The following is a 14,548-nucleotide window of genomic DNA, read 5'->3' as shown; positions in this document are numbered from 1 at the left end:
GGTTTGCCGTCCGCGGCAAACCATTTTTTATGTGCGTTCCATCGCAACGGTGAACGAGTAGGCGTCGCCGCGGAACAAGGAACGGCTATATTCGAACATGTCCCCGTTCTCGAGATACGTCCGTTGGTCGATTAAGAGCACAGGGGCGTTCGGAGAAATCGTCAACAGCTTTGCTTCCTCCGGTCCCGCGCTCCTCGCCTCGAGGGTTTGGGTCGCATTCTTCAACCGGAGCCCTGACTGCTCGGCGAACTCGTAAATCGAACCGACGGCATCTGTCTCGGTCAAGTTCGGTAGTAAGGCGACCGGGATGTATGCCGTCTCGAGGGCGAGCACGTTCTCATCGGCGAGACGGAGACGTCGCATCTCATAGACGGGCGTGTCGAGCGCGACGCTCAATTTTTGGGCGATTTTGGCCGGGGCTGAAATCGTCTGGAACGACAACAGGCGGCTAAACGGACGCATGCCCCGATGTTTGATTTCTTCCGAGAAACTTGTCAATCCGGACAAGGCCATCGTGATTTTCTTGTTGGCAACGAACGTGCCTCGGCCTTTTTGACGGCTCAAATAACCGGCGTTGACCAAGTTTGTGATCGCTTGGCGGACCGTCATCCGGCTCACGTTATAGCGCTCGGAAAACTCCCGTTCGGATGGGATGGATTCCCCGGGTTGGAGCTCGCCGGCATCTATTTGTTGCTTTAAATAGGCTTCGATTTGATAATAAATAGGTAGCGGTGATTGTTTATCAATCTGTAACATGCATATCGCTCCTGACTGCTAAAGTAAGTGTTTCTTATTATAGACCAAATTAGACTAGTTGTCTGAACATATCCTACAGAAAAGGCGGCGATCAAGATGAAGCCATGGCAATTTGAAACGACGGTGACCGACGTGCGCACCGATGCGCGCGGGACGTGGGTCGCGCTTGAATCCACATTATTTTATGCGGAAGGCGGGGGCCAACCTCCGGACGTCGGAACACTCGACGGACAACCCGTTCTCGATGTGCAACGGGTCGAGGAGGTCGTCTGGCATTTAGTCGAACCGGGGCTCGAACGTGGGACGTTCGTGACCGGCATAGTCGATGAAGCGATCCGTCACGACCACTCGATTCAACACACGGCTCAGCACGTGTTGACAGCTTTATTGGAAGACGAATACGGCATTCAGACGCTCAGCTTCGGCATCGGACAAGAGGAGTCGTCGCTTGAAATCGAGACAGAGACGCTCGATTGGACTCAAATCGAGTCGTTGGAACGAGACGTGCAACGCATCATCTTTGAGAACCGTCCCGTCTCCACGTACGAACTCGCGTCCGCAGAGGTCGAGGTCGATCGGTTACGCAAACCGACCGATCGCACCGGGATGATCCGGATCGTCGACATTGAGGGACTCGATTACAACGCGTGCGGTGGGACACATGTCGAGACGACCGGCCAACTTGGAATCGTCCATGTGACCTCGATGAAGAAAGTTCGTGGGAACGTTCGTTTGACGTATGTTGCCGGTCACCGGGCCTTGTCCGCCATCCATTCGTCACGGACGGCGTTGCGGACGATTCACCAAACGTTATCGACGACGAACGAGACGGTCGCTGCCCGTGTCCTCGAGGAACGAAATCTTCGTCTCGAGCGGGACAAGGAAGTGAAGGCGCTCGAGGCGCGTGTCGCGAAAGCGAAAGTCGCTGCCTTTTTGCAGGAAGACAATTACGTCATCACCCATATCGGTAAGACGGAAGCGGAGACGTTGACGACGACCATCGTCGAACGCATCGCCGCGACGGGCCGAATCGCTGTCGGAGCCAATCATACGGGTCAAAAGCTATGGCTCATGCATGACGGGACACATGACATCGCCATCGGTAAATTCTTAAAACGGACGCTCGACGACCTCGGCATCGGTCGCGGTGGCGGCAGTCATAAACAAGCCCAGGCCCGATTCGAATCGGTCATCGAGTTGGAACGCGCGACGGCAGAAATCGTGAAACGGCTTCAGGAAGGGATGGTATCATGTTGAAGATTGAGCACGGCAAGGAAGCAGAACTGATTGAACAGGCACGGGTTGTGCGGGCGACAGTGTTTATTCACGAGCAAGGCATCGCCCCTGAAATCGAATATGATGAGCTTGACCCAGACTGTATCCATTTCGTCGGGACAGTGGACGGTGAGCCGGTGACGACGGCGCGTCTGCGTCCAATCGGTGACGCGGTCGGGAAAGTCGAGCGCGTCGCCACACTCGCTTCGGCGCGCGGCAACGGATATGCCAAGGAGGTTATGCTCGCTATCGAGTCCTTCGCCCGGACGAGCGAGTTACATGAGCTCAAACTTGGCGCTCAACTGACGGCACTCCCTTTCTATGAGCGTCTCGGATATGAGGCGTACGGGGACGATTTTTTAGACGCGGACATCCCGCATCGGATGATGAAGAAGACGTGGTGATTGTTTTTAGAAATTTTCCTTTTTTCTAAAAAAAGGTTGGCAAGCCGGGATGCATTTGTTATAACTAAAACTAACAACTGACAGATAGAGGTTGCGAATGACATGAGTACGCTTGATCGACACGGACGCATTCCGGATCGAGCCGAAAGGGGAATTTCGCCGAAGTCGACGTTCGCATGCGTACGAACGAAGGCTGGGGTAGTCGTGAATAACGCCTACACTGCCATGGATGAAATGCCATGGAGCGCTATCTACGGAACGATTCTTTAATCGTTTTTCAACTGCGCGTACAAGCGGCAGACCGTAGGGAGAGTGCTTCCTACCGGTCTGCCGCTTTTTCTGTTGGTGGACATCATGAAAGTGGGGAACCTGATGACAACCGTATTGAAATTTGGAGGCAGCTCCGTTGCCACGATTGAACAAATCCAGGCCATTTCCGAATATTTACAGACACGGGCCGCGGCCGGAGAAAAACTTGTCGTCGTCGTCTCCGCGATGGGGAAAACGACTGACTCACTGTTGTCACTCGCCAAACAAATCACGGAACGCCCGATGATTCGTGAACTGGACCGCTTGCTCGCGGTCGGTGAGGAGCAGACGATCAGCCTGCTCAGCATCGCTTTAAACTCTCGAGGCGTGGCTGCCATCTCGCTTACCGGACAACAAGCCGGGATCGACACGATGGGCATTCACACGAAAAGTAAAATCAAGGCGATTCGCAAAGAAGTGCTCGAAGAGAAGCTCCGGACATATGACGTCGTCATCGTCGCCGGTTTCCAAGGTGTCAACGAGTTCGGTGATGTGACGACGCTCGGACGAGGCGGATCGGATACGACCGCTGTCGCCTTGGCCGCCGTCCTCAGCAAACGCTGTGAGATTTACACAGACGTCGCCGGTGTCTATACGGCTGACCCGCGCATCCATCCGACGGCCCGCCGATTAGATACCGTCTCGTATGACGAGATGATGGAGATGAGCGCGCTCGGGTCGAAAGTGATGGAGATGCGTAGCGTAGAGCTCGCGAAAAAATTTGATGTGAACATCTTTGTAGGAAAGACGCTTGCGAGCGAAGGAGGAACATGGATCATGGATATGACACAGGCGATGGAACAAAAAGCGGTGACGAGCGTGAGCGTCGTGAAGAACGTGCTCAGCGTCTCAATCAAACATATTCCACATTCGGTGGCAGGAGTTGCCGACATTTTCGAGAAATTGTCACAGCGTCATGTCAATATCGATATGATCAGTCAGACCGCGTTCGATGGTGAAGTATTCCTGTCGTTCACCTGTCCGCTCGATGAAGAAGCGTTTCTCGAAGAGGCGCTCGCGGAACTGACTGAGACGTTCCCACAAATCAAAATCGACCGTCATACCGAGCATGCGAAAATCTCGGTCGTCGGCATCGGCATGCGTGACGCGACCGGTGTCGCAGCCGAACTGTTCGCCACGTTCCGCGAGAGCGGAATCCCATTCTATCAAGTCACGACATCCGAGATTAGCATCTCGTACACGATTAACGAACAAGACGTCGAAGCAGCCGTCGCGGCCATCGCGACCCGCTTCAAGTTATAAGGAGGACGCCACATGTATAACGTAGCCGTCGTCGGTGCGACCGGTGCCGTCGGCCAAAAGATGATTGAAGTATTGACCGAGTATGAATTCCCGATTAACGAATTGATGTTGTACGCATCATCTCGTTCGGCCGGGAAGACCGTGAACGTGAACGGCAAGGACGTCGTCATCCGGGAACTGTCGGACGCGATTTATGCGGACCCAATCGATATCGCGCTCTTCTCAGCCGGTGGGAGCATCAGTGAACAATATGCGCCTCGCCTGAGTGAACAAGGTGTCATCGTCATCGACAACTCGAGTGCATTCCGGATGCAGGCGGACATTCCGCTCATCGTACCGGAAGTGAACCGAGTCGAACTGAGCCCGGACAAGACGCTCATCGCCAACCCGAACTGCTCGACGATCCAATCGGTCGTCGCGCTCGCACCACTCGCGGAAGTATACGGATTGACGCGTGTCGCCTATACGTCGTATCAAGCCGTCTCTGGCTCGGGCCAAAAAGGGATTGAAGACTTGGAACGCGGAGCACGTGGGGAAGAGCCGAAGAACTATCCGTATCCGATTTACGATAACGTCTTGCCACACATTGATGTGTTCTTAGAGAACGGTTATACGAAAGAAGAACAGAAGATGATTGAAGAGACACGCAAGATTTTAAACGCGCCGAACCTCGGTGTCACCGCAACATGTGTCCGTGTCCCGGTCCGCAACAGCCACGCCGTCTCCATCACAGTCACGCTCGACCGCGACGCGACGCTCGCCGAAGTGAAAGCCGTGCTCGCGGACGCGCCAGGTATCGTCTTGATGGATAACCCAGCGGAGCTCGTCTATCCGACACCGCTCGATGCGAACGGGACAGACGACGTGTACGTCGGTCGTATCCGTGTCGACGAGTCACAGCCGAACACGTTCCATCTTTGGTGCGTCGCTGATAACGTTCGAAAAGGCGCGGCAGCGAACGCCGTCCAAATCGCCCAATGCATGATTGGGCAGACTGCTACGAAATAAGGGGGAGATTATATGTTCACAGGAGTCGCAACCGCACTCGCTACACCGTTTCAAGCAGACGGTCAGCTAAATCTCACAGCGTGGGAAGCGTTGATTGAAGATCAAATTAAAGAAGGTGTCAGCGGTCTCGTGATCGGGGGAACGACTGGTGAGGGCATGACCATCACGGACGAAGAGTTCGAGACGCTTCTCGTCAAAGCGATTGAAGTCGCTGCCGGCCGCGCCGTTATCATCGCCGGAACCGGGTCGAACAACACGGCGCTCAGCATTCAAAAGACGAAACGGGCCGCCGAACTCGGAGCCGAGATGGCGATGGTCGTCACGCCTTATTACAACAAGTCGACGCAAGCGGGTCTGATTGCCCACTTCACAGCGATTGCCGACGCGTCACCGATTCCGCTCATGCTCTACAACGTACCATCGCGGACGGGCGTCGCCCTTGATCCGGCAACGGTTGGGGAACTCGCTGATCACCCACGCATCGCTGCGCTCAAAGAAGCGAGCGGGGATATCTCAGTGATGGCTCAAATGATGGCGCACGTGCCGGAAGGGTTCCCAGTCTATTGCGGGAACGATGATCAAATCCTTCCTTATATGGCTTGGGGGGCGCAAGGTGTTGTCTCGGTCCTTTCGAACGTCTATCCGGGTGCAACGGTCGCATTAGCTGAAGCGCTCCTCGCCGGAGATTTGGAAACGGCACGCACATGGCAGCTCCGACTGCTCCCGGTCATCGACGAATTGTTCGCGGAAGTGAATCCGATTCCGGTCAAAGCAGCATTGAATGCACGCGGCTTCGAGTTCGGTGCACCACGTCTCCCGCTCGTCCCGATGAGCGCGACGGCCGAGGCCCGCTTGTTATCGGCAATGGAGCAGTTCAATGAGGTGAGACAGTGAACTTACTCATTCATGGATACGGCGCGATGGGACAGATCGTCGAAGAAGTCGCCCGGACACAAAACTTGACCGTTGCAGCCATCGTCTCACCGGCCGGAGGGGAACATCCCGTCTCGATACAAGATGTCGAGGCCGACGTCGATGTCGTCATCGACTTCTCGAACCCGGCGTTGTTGGATGACGTACTCGCGTTCGGGAAAGCCAAGCAAATCCCGCTCGTCATCGCGACGACGGGCTTCTCGGAAGCAGAGCTCGTCAAAATTGAAGCGGCGTCTCAGGAGATCCCGATTTTCCAGTCGTATAATACGTCTTATGGGATCGCGCTCCTGAAACAGTTGCTCGACCAACTCGTCCCGCTCACGCTCGGTTACGACATCGAAGTGATTGAGGCGCACCACCGCAAAAAAGTCGATGCACCGAGCGGGACGGCGGAATTGCTCGCCCGTGCCATCGAGGCGAAACGCGACGTGACACCGGTATATGACCGGACACCGCGCCGCGAAGCGCGTGCAGCCGATGAACTCGGCATGCATTCGGTACGCGGGGGGACGATTTTTGGAGAACATACCGTCCTCTTTGCCGGAGACGACGAAATGCTTGAATTGAAACACACGGCCCTGTCCAAACGCGTCTTCGCGAACGGGGCACTCGCTGCGGCGGCAACGATTCTTGACCGCCCAGCCGGACTATACAATTTAACGAACCTATACGAGGAGGCCACTCATGTTACTCACAAACGCTTATGAAATCGCGCAATACATTAAAGATGCCAAGAAAGAAACGCCTGTCAAATTGTACGTTAACGGTCAATTGGCCGGTCTGACAATCGAAGATGCCAAAGCTTTTGGAACAGACGAGTCGAAACTGTTCCTTACAACGGCTGAACGTGCGGCTGCTTTCCTAGAAGCGAACGCTGCCGTCATCACGGACACGCACCTCGAATACGATCGCCGGAACAGCGCCGTACCGATGCTCGATACGACGCAGTTGAATGCCCGCATCGAACCAGGTTCGTTCATTCGCGACCACGTTCAAATCGGGAACAACGTCGTCGTCATGATGGGTGCTGTCATCAATATCGGTGCCGTCATCGGTGACGGGTCGATGGTCGATATGAACGCGGTCATCGGTGCCCGCGGGACACTCGGGAAAAACGTCCACCTTGGCGCTGGCGCTGTCGTGGCGGGTGTTCTTGAGCCACCTTCAAAAGATCCGGTCATCATCGAAGACGGTGTCATGGTCGGTGCGAACGCCGTCATTTTGGAAGGCGTCCGCATCGGTGAAAATGCCGTTGTCGCAGCAGGTAGTGTCGTCACGCAAGACGTACCGCCAGGCGTCGTCGTTGCCGGTACACCAGCCCGCGTCATTAAGCAAAAAGATGAAAAAACCGCAGAAAAAACACAACTTGTTGATGACTTACGCTCCCTGTAACGTATAATAGACAGAAAATATCAAAAATGAATGGGAGAGTTGAACAATGGAACAGTATGGACAATGGATGTGGCAAGACGGGGCTTGGATCGAGCCGAGTGATGCGAACACGAGTATCATGACGCACGCAATTCACTACGGTAGTGGGTTCTTTGAAGGGATTCGGGCATACCACACAGAGGAAGGCCCGGCCATCTTCCGACTCCGTGAACACTTGGAGCGACTCGTTCGTTCGTGTGCATACTATCACGTCGACTTGCCGTACACGGTCGATGAGCTCGAACAAGCAACAATCGAATTGATTGAACGCAACGGATTTGAAGCTTGTTACATCCGCCCATTCGTTTTCCTCGGCACACCTTGGCAGGCACTCATGCCGACGCAGGAAACAAAAGTACACGTCGCGATCTCGTGCTGGCCGCTCGGCGAATATTTCAGCAAGACGGTCGGAATCCGTGCGAAAGTCGCCTCGTATCGCCGCGTCTCTTCGACGATGATGCCGATGCAAGCGAAAGCGGCAGCGAACTATATGAACTCGCAACTCCTTAAAGGAGAAGCGGTCCGTGATGGATATGACGAAGCGATTGCCCTCGACATGAACGGAAACGTCAGCGAGGCGAGCGTCGCCAACATCTTCCTCGTAAAAGGAAACAAAATTTTCACACCGTCACTCGATTGCTCGGTGCTCGACGGCATCACGCGTCAAACGGTGATCGAACTTGCCCGTGAGGAAGGGTTCGAGGTCATCGAACGCCACATCGGACGTGACGAACTATATGTGGCAGATGAGATTTTCTTAACAGGAACGGCGGCTGAAGTGACGAGCGTCATCGAAATCGACAATATTTCGATTGGTGGCGGCGTTCAAACGGTCGCGACGAATATGCTCTCGCGTTACCGTGAGGCTGTGACAGGACAAATCGCAGGCCACCGTGATTGGGTCACGTTCGTCAAAGCTGGAGTCAAAGAGTAAAGGAGTTTTTTGTATGGGAGTCACAATTGACTTGAATGCGGTTCGCGAAAACAAACGTCGGATTGAAGCGCTTGGCCGACCGGTGTTCGCCGTCGTAAAAAACAACGCCTATAACTTAGGGATGGAGCCAGTTGTGACGACACTGTACGAAGAAGGGGTGCGTCACTTCATGGTGACGACGCTTGACGAGGCGAGCGAGGTCCGGGCATCAGCTCCGGAAGCACGCGTTCTTGTCATGAACCCGGTATACGAGTGGACAAGCGTCCATCGTGACCAACTTGACGTCGCCATCGGTTCCTATGACTGGCTCGTCTCGCAACGGGACCAGCTCGACGGGGTCCGGCTTCATTTGAAGCTCGACGTCGGCATGAACCGCTTCGGTGCGAAGACGTTCCAGGAAGCGTTGGCCATCGTCGCCTTTTGCCAAGACGAGGGGCTCGATCTTGTCGGGTTATGTACACATTTCCCACTCGCTGACGCGGATAACGCCGAAATCGAGCACAGTGTGCACGTGGAGCGGTTCGCCGACTGGTCGAATCGTCTCATGGAGCGGCATACGTTCGACATCGTGCACGCAGCCAACAGTGCAGCGACGCTTCAAGCGGACCCGCGTCTCGGGCATTGCACGCACGTCCGTGTCGGTATCTTTCTCTATGGCTACTCTTCGGTCGAACCGGTCGATTGGCTCATCCCGGCGTTTCGCTGGGAAACAGAAGTCGTCGCCGTGCATGACATCGAGGCCGGTGCCCACGTCGGTTACGGTACGGGCTACACGGCCGAGACGAAAGAACGCATCGCCGTACTCTCGGTCGGCTATGGTGACGGACTCATGCGAGCCCGGCGCTTCTTACCAGCCCATATCGAAGGACGAGCCTATCCGTTCATCAGCAACATTTTCATGAGCCACAGTTTTTTACGCGTCGATGACACCGTACAAGTCGGAGATCGTGTGGAGCTGTATGGCCATCTTACGAAAATCGATGACGTGACCCGTACCGGTCACGCCAATAACTCAGAACAATTATGCGCACGCTCATGGCGTGTCCCGCATCGCTTTGAAGGAGGCAATGTATGTACACCACCAACCAATCAGTTTGTATGATCGAAGGCGTGTCCGTCCGTGAACTTCAAGCGACGTACGGGACACCGCTCTATATCATGAGCGAGCCTGAACTCGAACGTCGTCTCGACCTTGTCCGGAACGCGTTCCTCGACAAGTATCCGAACACGTACGCGCTGTACGCATCGAAAGCGATGTCGATTGCGGCCGTATACGATAAAGTGATGGCAGCGGGTCTGAGCATCGACGTCGTCTCGCGGGGCGAGATGTTCGTCGCGCTCCACGCCGGTGTCCCGGCTGACCGGATTCACGTCCACGGCTCGAACAAGACGGTGCAGGACATCACGTTCGCGCTCGAGAACGGAATTACCCACTTCACCATCGACAACATGCGTGAGATTGGGCTGTTGTCGGGTCTGGCCGCTGAGCAAGGGGTAGACGTCGATGTCTTGCTCCGCATCGTCCCACAAGTCGTCGGAGGCGCCCATGAGGCGATTCAGACGGGCGGGGTCGATACGAAATTCGGCTTCCCGACCCATGATGATACGTATCTCGAAGCGATCAAAGCAACGCTACAAGCGGAACGACTGCAACTGCGAGGCATTCACTGTCACGTCGGCTCGCAGATTCAAGAACCGACGCTGTTCATCAATACGGTCAAAACGATGGTCAACTTCATCGAGACGATCCGTCAAGAGACGGGGTATACGGCCGACGTCTTGAATATCGGTGGCGGCTTCGGTGTCGCCTATCTCGAGTCGGACGACCCGCTCGACTTCGCCGACACGATGACGCAAGTGATGGACACGCTCGTCGCGGAAGTGGAACGCTTCGGCTTGCCGCTTCCGAAAATCGGCATTGAACCGGGCCGTTGGCTCGTCGCCAACGCCGGCGCGACGCTCTATGAAGTCGGGACGGTGAAAGAAGTGAGCGGTGTCCGCACGTACGTCTCGGTCGATGGAGGGATGACGGATAACATTCGTCCCGCTCTCTATGACGCTGAATATGACGTCATTGCGGCGACACGGATGGATGAAGCGAAGACGCTCGAGGCGAAAATCGTCGGGGCGTGCTGCGAGTCGGGAGACATCATCTCGAACCGTTCGCTTATCCCGCCGGTCGAAGCTGGTGATCTCTTGCTCGTCAAAGCGACGGGAGCGTATAACTTCTCGATGGCAAGCAACTATAACCAGATGCTCCGCCCGGCCGTCGTCTTCGTGAAAGACGGGACACATCGTCTCGTCGTCCGGAGACAGACGCTCGAAGACTTGGTCGCCTGTGAGATTGTCGGACAATCGACGTGACGCCATAAACGCATTCCTGATTCAGGGATGCGTTTTTTAATGGAAGTCGTTCTTCTTCAAATGAGAAATGCTTTTAATTATGATGGGGGAGAGAGAACAGAGGGGGAAGTGACTTCAATGGAAAAGACAGCAGGACAACAGTTGATTGAATCGCGGCGGACGATTCGCATGTTCACGGAAGAACCAATTGCGACGAAAGTACTCTATGAGTTGTTGGCGTCAGCTCACCAAGCGCCGTTTCATAACAAAGTCGAACCGTGGAATCTCTATTTGTTCAACGGGGATGGAAAAGACGTCTTGCTTCAGGCGCTCGAACCGGCGTTTCAAGATGGACCGGAATCGAAACGTGAGAAGATCGCCGGGCGGATTCGTAACGCGGCCGCATGTGTCTACGTGACGACGAAAGCGTTCGAGACGGACAAAGGGAAGAAAGATGCGCTACTCGCGACGGCGACGATGATTCAAAACTTTCATTTATTGTGTAGTGAGCAACAAATCGGCCTCGTCTGGCGGACGGGCGGTATTTTTGAGGATGCTAGGCTTCAAGAGATGATTGGAGCTGAAGGGGAGACGTTTGTCGGGTTACTCCAGCTCGGTCGTTACGAAGACGTGCCACCGACGAAGCAACGTCAATCGATTGACGCTAGTTTGACAATTTTTGAGTGAACGAAAAGGCCCGAGCGTAGGTGACTACGACCGGGCCAATCTTTATAGGTCAATGAGACTGAGCCGTTCATGTGAGCGCTCAGTTTATTTTTTTAACTTGGCTGCAAGCCAGTCTTGAATGACATTCGTTGGAATCATTGTGTTCACGTTCCCTCAGTTTTAATTTCTTTCTCTATATTATTATCCAATTGCAGTCGTTCCCAAACCTCTCGATGTGTACCTTGTAGCGTATCATCGAACGAATCCTCGATATGCAGGCAATAACTTGGGTTAACGGACGAAGCGTACAAGTCTAACATCAGTTCGGCATGATTTGGATACATACAAATTGGCCCCTTTCGACACGTCGGCTTGACTACATCCTCAGTATACAAAGGAAACATAAAGAAAAATCGGGGAAATCGTTAACATTTTATGAATCTTGTAAACGCTTTCACAAACTTTATGTGGATGTCAGTGGTTCACACGTCTGTCTGTACTGCTCGGCTCGTTTCGCATATTTGTTGACGGTCCGTTCCATGATGAAGCGATCTTCGTCGTTAAGCGGACGGACGACTTTGGCAGGGACGCCCATGACCATGACGCCTTCCGGAATTTGCATGTTCGGTGTGACGAGAGCACCAGCGGCGATGAACGAGCCCTTCCCGATTTTTGCACCGTCGAGAACGGTGGCATGCATCCCGATGAGACAACCTTCTTCAATCTCACAGCCGTGAATCATCGCCATATGTCCGATGGAGACGCGGTCATGAATGACTGTCGGGGAACCTTCATATTGGTGGACCATCGATCCGTCTTGGATATTCACGTAAGAACCGATGCGAATCGGTCCCTCATCGCCTCGAATGACCGTGTTGAACCAGACGCCGGAATGGGCGCCGATGGTGACATCACCGATCACGTGGGACCCAGGTGCGAGAAAAACCGTCTCGTCAACTTGCGGCATCAATTTGCCTAATTTGTACTGCATAAGTGTAACCCCTTTCAAACAGATATGCTTTCATTGTCGCATAAGTTGAAAAAGAAATTGCGTCTGAAAGATTATTCTTGTTAAGATAGTAAAAATACGTAGGAAAAAGGAGACACATAGATGGAGAAACAACATTTGATCGACATCGCGGCGAAGAAAAAGAAAGCAGCGGTCGTCTTTAAAGATGTGGCGGTCATCGACGTCTACAGTCGTGAGACGATTCGCACGGATGTCGCTATCGATGCGGGATACATCGTGGCCATCGGAGACGGTTACGAAGGGGAGACGGAATACCACGACCCGTCCTGGACGCTCGCACCGTCGTTCATCGATTCACACGTCCATATTGAATCATCGATGGTACCGCCTCACGAGTTCGCCAAGGCGGTCCTGCCGCTCGGAGTCACGACAGTCATCGCCGATCCGCATGAGATTGCGAACGTCAACGGGGCGCTCGGAATCGAGTATATGTTGGCGGATGCCAAAGGCTTGCCGCTCGATGTGCGCATGATGCTCCCAAGCTGTGTGCCGGCGACACCGTTCGAGCACGCAGGTGCGAAGCTATACGCCGAGGACTTGGCACCGTTTTTAGGAGATCCGGGCGTACACGGTCTCGGCGAAGTGATGGACTATCCGTCCGTCGAGTCGGGTAGTGCGGATATGCTTCAAAAGATCGCCCAGACAGAACTTGCCGGAAAAGTCGTCGACGGTCATGCCTCAGGTCTTGGCCCGGATCAGTTGAATGTGTATCGCACGGCCGGCATCATGACCGATCATGAGTGTACGACGGCTGAGGAGGCGCTCGAACGGGTGCGTCGCGGCTTTTACGTTCAAATTCGTGAAGGGTCGGTTGCCCGGAACGTGGAAAAAGTCAGCCGGGCCATCACGGAGAGCAACGCCCACCGGTTCTTATTCTGTACGGACGATAAGCATTTGGACGATCTCGTCGTTGAGGGTGGGATCGACTACAACATTCGCATGGCGATTAAACAAGGCGTCAAGCCAGAGACGGCCTATGCCGTTGCTAGTCTGCACGCGGCCGAGGCGTATGGACTAACCGACGTGGGTGCTATCGCCCCGGGCAAGCGCGCGAACTTTGTCATCTTGTCAGACGTCGAATCGGTAACGATTGACACCGTCTACGTGAACGGGAAAGTCGTCGCTAAAGATGGTGAGGCGACGTTCGAGGCTGACGGGATTGAAGTGCCGAAACCGATGAAAGGTGAGCTGAAGCTGCCGGACTTGACGGATGATTCGTTCCGTTTGGCCGTGAAGGAAGAAGCGGTCGATGTGATTCAAGTATTGCCGAATAGTCTCTTGACGAAGCGACAGCGTCTTGTCTTCACACCTGACGCGTCCGGAGCCGACCTCAAGCAAGATATCGCCACGCTCGCCGTCATCGAACGCCACCACGGGACGGGTCATATGGCCCTCGCACCGGTAACCGGTTTCGGCTTGAAACGAGGGGCGCTCGCGGCCACGGTCGCGCACGACAGCCATAACCTCGTCATCGCCGGGGTGAGCCCGGACGATATGTTGCTCGCTGCCGAGACGCTTGAAAAAGTGGGCGGTGGGGTCGTCGCGGTGTCAGAAGGCAAGGTGCTGGCCGTCTTACCGCTTGAAATTGGTGGACTCATGACGAAACGTCCTTATGCGGAAGTGGCGGACGTGCTCGAACAGTTGAACGATGCGCTCGACGTCGTCGGGGCCCATCGTCACTTCAACCCGTATTTGACGATGTCGTTCCTGGCGCTTCCGGTCATCCCGGATTTGAAATTGACCGATATGGGACTATTCGACGTGACGACGTTCTCATTCATCGAGTCGTAAGTCAGTCTAACGTATGATTTTTGTTAAGAACGACCCGAAACGATTGAACGGCTCGGCTTAAGTTGGTATAGTTACGACAAGTTTCATCGGTACAAATGGAAAGGGGGGATATAACAGATGGAACAAGTTGCTTACAACAGGTCGTATGATGAACATGAGGATTTGATCAATTCTGTGTATCGTGCCTTCCAGGATCGATGTGAAGAATTGCCTGACGAGACGCGGACGAAACGGCGGTTGCGTCAACTCGTCTTACTGACGATTAAAGACCATACATCGTCACACGCCGAACGATTCGTCTTGTATCATTTCTTTAGTGATTTCTTTAAAGCGGTCGAGTCAGACGACCAAGCTGCACTCGCGGTGTTGAAACAAATCATCCGAGATGAAAAAAACTATTGATTA

The 14,548-nt window shown here is 54.2% G+C and carries 15 protein-coding genes and 1 riboswitch; of the genes, 13 read left to right on the top strand and 2 right to left on the bottom strand.

Translation table 11 applies throughout. The features are described from left to right. Nucleotides 1-27: 27 nt before the first annotated feature. Nucleotides 28-756, bottom strand: a complete 729-nt coding sequence (locus tag KNP67_RS12385) for a GntR family transcriptional regulator (protein WP_029596096.1) — start codon at nucleotides 754-756, stop codon at nucleotides 28-30. Between the two features lie 96 nt (nucleotides 757-852). Here KNP67_RS12385 and KNP67_RS12380 point away from each other — a divergent pair, with 96 nt between their 5' ends. The 11 genes from KNP67_RS12380 to KNP67_RS12330 all read left to right on the top strand — a co-directional run bounded on the left by KNP67_RS12380 (nucleotide 853) and on the right by KNP67_RS12330 (nucleotide 11,343). After that, on the top strand, nucleotides 853-2,013 hold the full coding sequence (locus tag KNP67_RS12380) for an alanyl-tRNA editing protein (protein WP_021065224.1): 1,161 nt from the start codon (nucleotides 853-855) through the stop codon (nucleotides 2,011-2,013). Continuing rightward, nucleotides 2,007-2,435 (top strand): GNAT family N-acetyltransferase, encoded by a 429-nt coding sequence (locus KNP67_RS12375; RefSeq protein ID WP_214756704.1) that lies wholly within the window; start codon nucleotides 2,007-2,009, stop codon nucleotides 2,433-2,435. Before KNP67_RS12380 ends, KNP67_RS12375 begins: the two co-directional genes overlap by 7 nt. A 77-nt stretch (nucleotides 2,436-2,512) precedes the next feature. Beyond that, nucleotides 2,513-2,693, top strand: a riboswitch (Lysine riboswitch). A 114-nt stretch (nucleotides 2,694-2,807) separates the two neighbouring features. Continuing rightward, entirely contained in the window at nucleotides 2,808-4,007 is a 1,200-nt protein-coding gene (locus tag KNP67_RS12370; protein ID WP_021065226.1) for an aspartate kinase, read from the top strand. A 12-nt stretch (nucleotides 4,008-4,019) separates the two neighbouring features. Further along, nucleotides 4,020-5,015 (top strand): aspartate-semialdehyde dehydrogenase, encoded by a 996-nt coding sequence (locus KNP67_RS12365; RefSeq protein WP_214756703.1) that lies wholly within the window; start codon nucleotides 4,020-4,022, stop codon nucleotides 5,013-5,015. Between the two features lie 12 nt (nucleotides 5,016-5,027). Continuing rightward, nucleotides 5,028-5,909, top strand: coding sequence for a 4-hydroxy-tetrahydrodipicolinate synthase (dapA, locus tag KNP67_RS12360; protein WP_021065228.1), 882 nt, complete (start codon nucleotides 5,028-5,030; stop codon nucleotides 5,907-5,909). Beyond that, nucleotides 5,906-6,655 (top strand): 4-hydroxy-tetrahydrodipicolinate reductase, encoded by a 750-nt coding sequence (gene dapB / locus KNP67_RS12355; protein ID WP_131472929.1) that lies wholly within the window; start codon nucleotides 5,906-5,908, stop codon nucleotides 6,653-6,655. Before dapA ends, dapB begins: the two co-directional genes overlap by 4 nt. Beyond that, nucleotides 6,633-7,340, top strand: a complete 708-nt coding sequence (gene dapD / locus KNP67_RS12350; RefSeq protein ID WP_021065230.1) for a 2,3,4,5-tetrahydropyridine-2,6-dicarboxylate N-acetyltransferase — start codon at nucleotides 6,633-6,635, stop codon at nucleotides 7,338-7,340. Before dapB ends, dapD begins: the two co-directional genes overlap by 23 nt. A gap of 46 nt (nucleotides 7,341-7,386) precedes the next feature. Continuing rightward, on the top strand, nucleotides 7,387-8,313 hold the full coding sequence (locus KNP67_RS12345) for a branched-chain amino acid transaminase (RefSeq protein WP_021065231.1): 927 nt from the start codon (nucleotides 7,387-7,389) through the stop codon (nucleotides 8,311-8,313). Nucleotides 8,314-8,326: 13 nt separating this feature from the next. After that, nucleotides 8,327-9,415, top strand: coding sequence for an alanine racemase (gene alr, locus KNP67_RS12340; RefSeq protein ID WP_021065232.1), 1,089 nt, complete (start codon nucleotides 8,327-8,329; stop codon nucleotides 9,413-9,415). Further along, nucleotides 9,385-10,677, top strand: a complete 1,293-nt coding sequence (gene lysA, locus KNP67_RS12335; protein WP_058765694.1) for a diaminopimelate decarboxylase — start codon at nucleotides 9,385-9,387, stop codon at nucleotides 10,675-10,677. The genes alr and lysA overlap by 31 nt, the downstream gene beginning before the upstream one ends. Before the next feature lie 117 nt (nucleotides 10,678-10,794). Next, entirely contained in the window at nucleotides 10,795-11,343 is a 549-nt protein-coding gene (locus tag KNP67_RS12330) for a nitroreductase family protein (RefSeq protein WP_021065234.1), read from the top strand. 442 nt (nucleotides 11,344-11,785) lie between these two features. Here KNP67_RS12330 and KNP67_RS12325 read toward each other — a convergent pair whose 3' ends face one another. Next, nucleotides 11,786-12,313: a gamma carbonic anhydrase family protein gene (locus KNP67_RS12325; protein WP_029596089.1), complete on the bottom strand. Its 528-nt coding sequence runs from the start codon at nucleotides 12,311-12,313 to the stop codon at nucleotides 11,786-11,788. Nucleotides 12,314-12,433: 120 nt separating this feature from the next. Between KNP67_RS12325 and ade the strand changes: the two genes are divergently transcribed. Beyond that, the gene (ade, locus tag KNP67_RS12320) at nucleotides 12,434-14,143 is read left to right on the top strand and encodes an adenine deaminase (protein WP_214756701.1); all 1,710 of its coding nucleotides are present in this window, start codon (nucleotides 12,434-12,436) and stop codon (nucleotides 14,141-14,143) included. A gap of 117 nt (nucleotides 14,144-14,260) precedes the next feature. Next, nucleotides 14,261-14,545 (top strand): hypothetical protein, encoded by a 285-nt coding sequence (locus tag KNP67_RS12315; protein ID WP_138859995.1) that lies wholly within the window; start codon nucleotides 14,261-14,263, stop codon nucleotides 14,543-14,545. Nucleotides 14,546-14,548 lie beyond the last annotated feature (3 nt).

Source organism: Exiguobacterium sp. s157 (assembly GCF_018618205.1).
In the GTDB taxonomy this organism is placed as follows: Bacteria; Bacillota; Bacilli; order Exiguobacteriales; family Exiguobacteriaceae; genus Exiguobacterium; species Exiguobacterium chiriqhucha.
The sequence above is the reverse complement of the archived record's forward strand: the minus strand, read 5'-3'. Positions and strand labels throughout refer to the sequence as shown.

Excerpts from the sequence above, each read along its gene's own strand:
- KNP67_RS12385 (WP_029596096.1), bottom strand. The coding sequence starts at position 756 with ATGTTACAGATTGATAAACAATCACCGCTACCTATTTATTATCAAATC.
- KNP67_RS12380 (WP_021065224.1), top strand. The coding sequence starts at position 853 with ATGAAGCCATGGCAATTTGAAACGACGGTGACCGACGTGCGCACCGAT.
- KNP67_RS12375 (WP_214756704.1), top strand. The coding sequence starts at position 2,007 with ATGTTGAAGATTGAGCACGGCAAGGAAGCAGAACTGATTGAACAGGCA.
- KNP67_RS12370 (WP_021065226.1), top strand. The coding sequence starts at position 2,808 with ATGACAACCGTATTGAAATTTGGAGGCAGCTCCGTTGCCACGATTGAA.
- KNP67_RS12365 (WP_214756703.1), top strand. The coding sequence starts at position 4,020 with ATGTATAACGTAGCCGTCGTCGGTGCGACCGGTGCCGTCGGCCAAAAG.
- dapA (WP_021065228.1), top strand. The coding sequence starts at position 5,028 with ATGTTCACAGGAGTCGCAACCGCACTCGCTACACCGTTTCAAGCAGAC.
- dapD (WP_021065230.1), top strand. The coding sequence starts at position 6,633 with ATGTTACTCACAAACGCTTATGAAATCGCGCAATACATTAAAGATGCC.
- KNP67_RS12345 (WP_021065231.1), top strand. The coding sequence starts at position 7,387 with ATGGAACAGTATGGACAATGGATGTGGCAAGACGGGGCTTGGATCGAG.
- alr (WP_021065232.1), top strand. The coding sequence starts at position 8,327 with ATGGGAGTCACAATTGACTTGAATGCGGTTCGCGAAAACAAACGTCGG.
- lysA (WP_058765694.1), top strand. The coding sequence starts at position 9,385 with ATGTACACCACCAACCAATCAGTTTGTATGATCGAAGGCGTGTCCGTC.
- KNP67_RS12330 (WP_021065234.1), top strand. The coding sequence starts at position 10,795 with ATGGAAAAGACAGCAGGACAACAGTTGATTGAATCGCGGCGGACGATT.
- KNP67_RS12325 (WP_029596089.1), bottom strand. The coding sequence starts at position 12,313 with ATGCAGTACAAATTAGGCAAATTGATGCCGCAAGTTGACGAGACGGTT.
- ade (WP_214756701.1), top strand. The coding sequence starts at position 12,434 with ATGGAGAAACAACATTTGATCGACATCGCGGCGAAGAAAAAGAAAGCA.
- KNP67_RS12315 (WP_138859995.1), top strand. The coding sequence starts at position 14,261 with ATGGAACAAGTTGCTTACAACAGGTCGTATGATGAACATGAGGATTTG.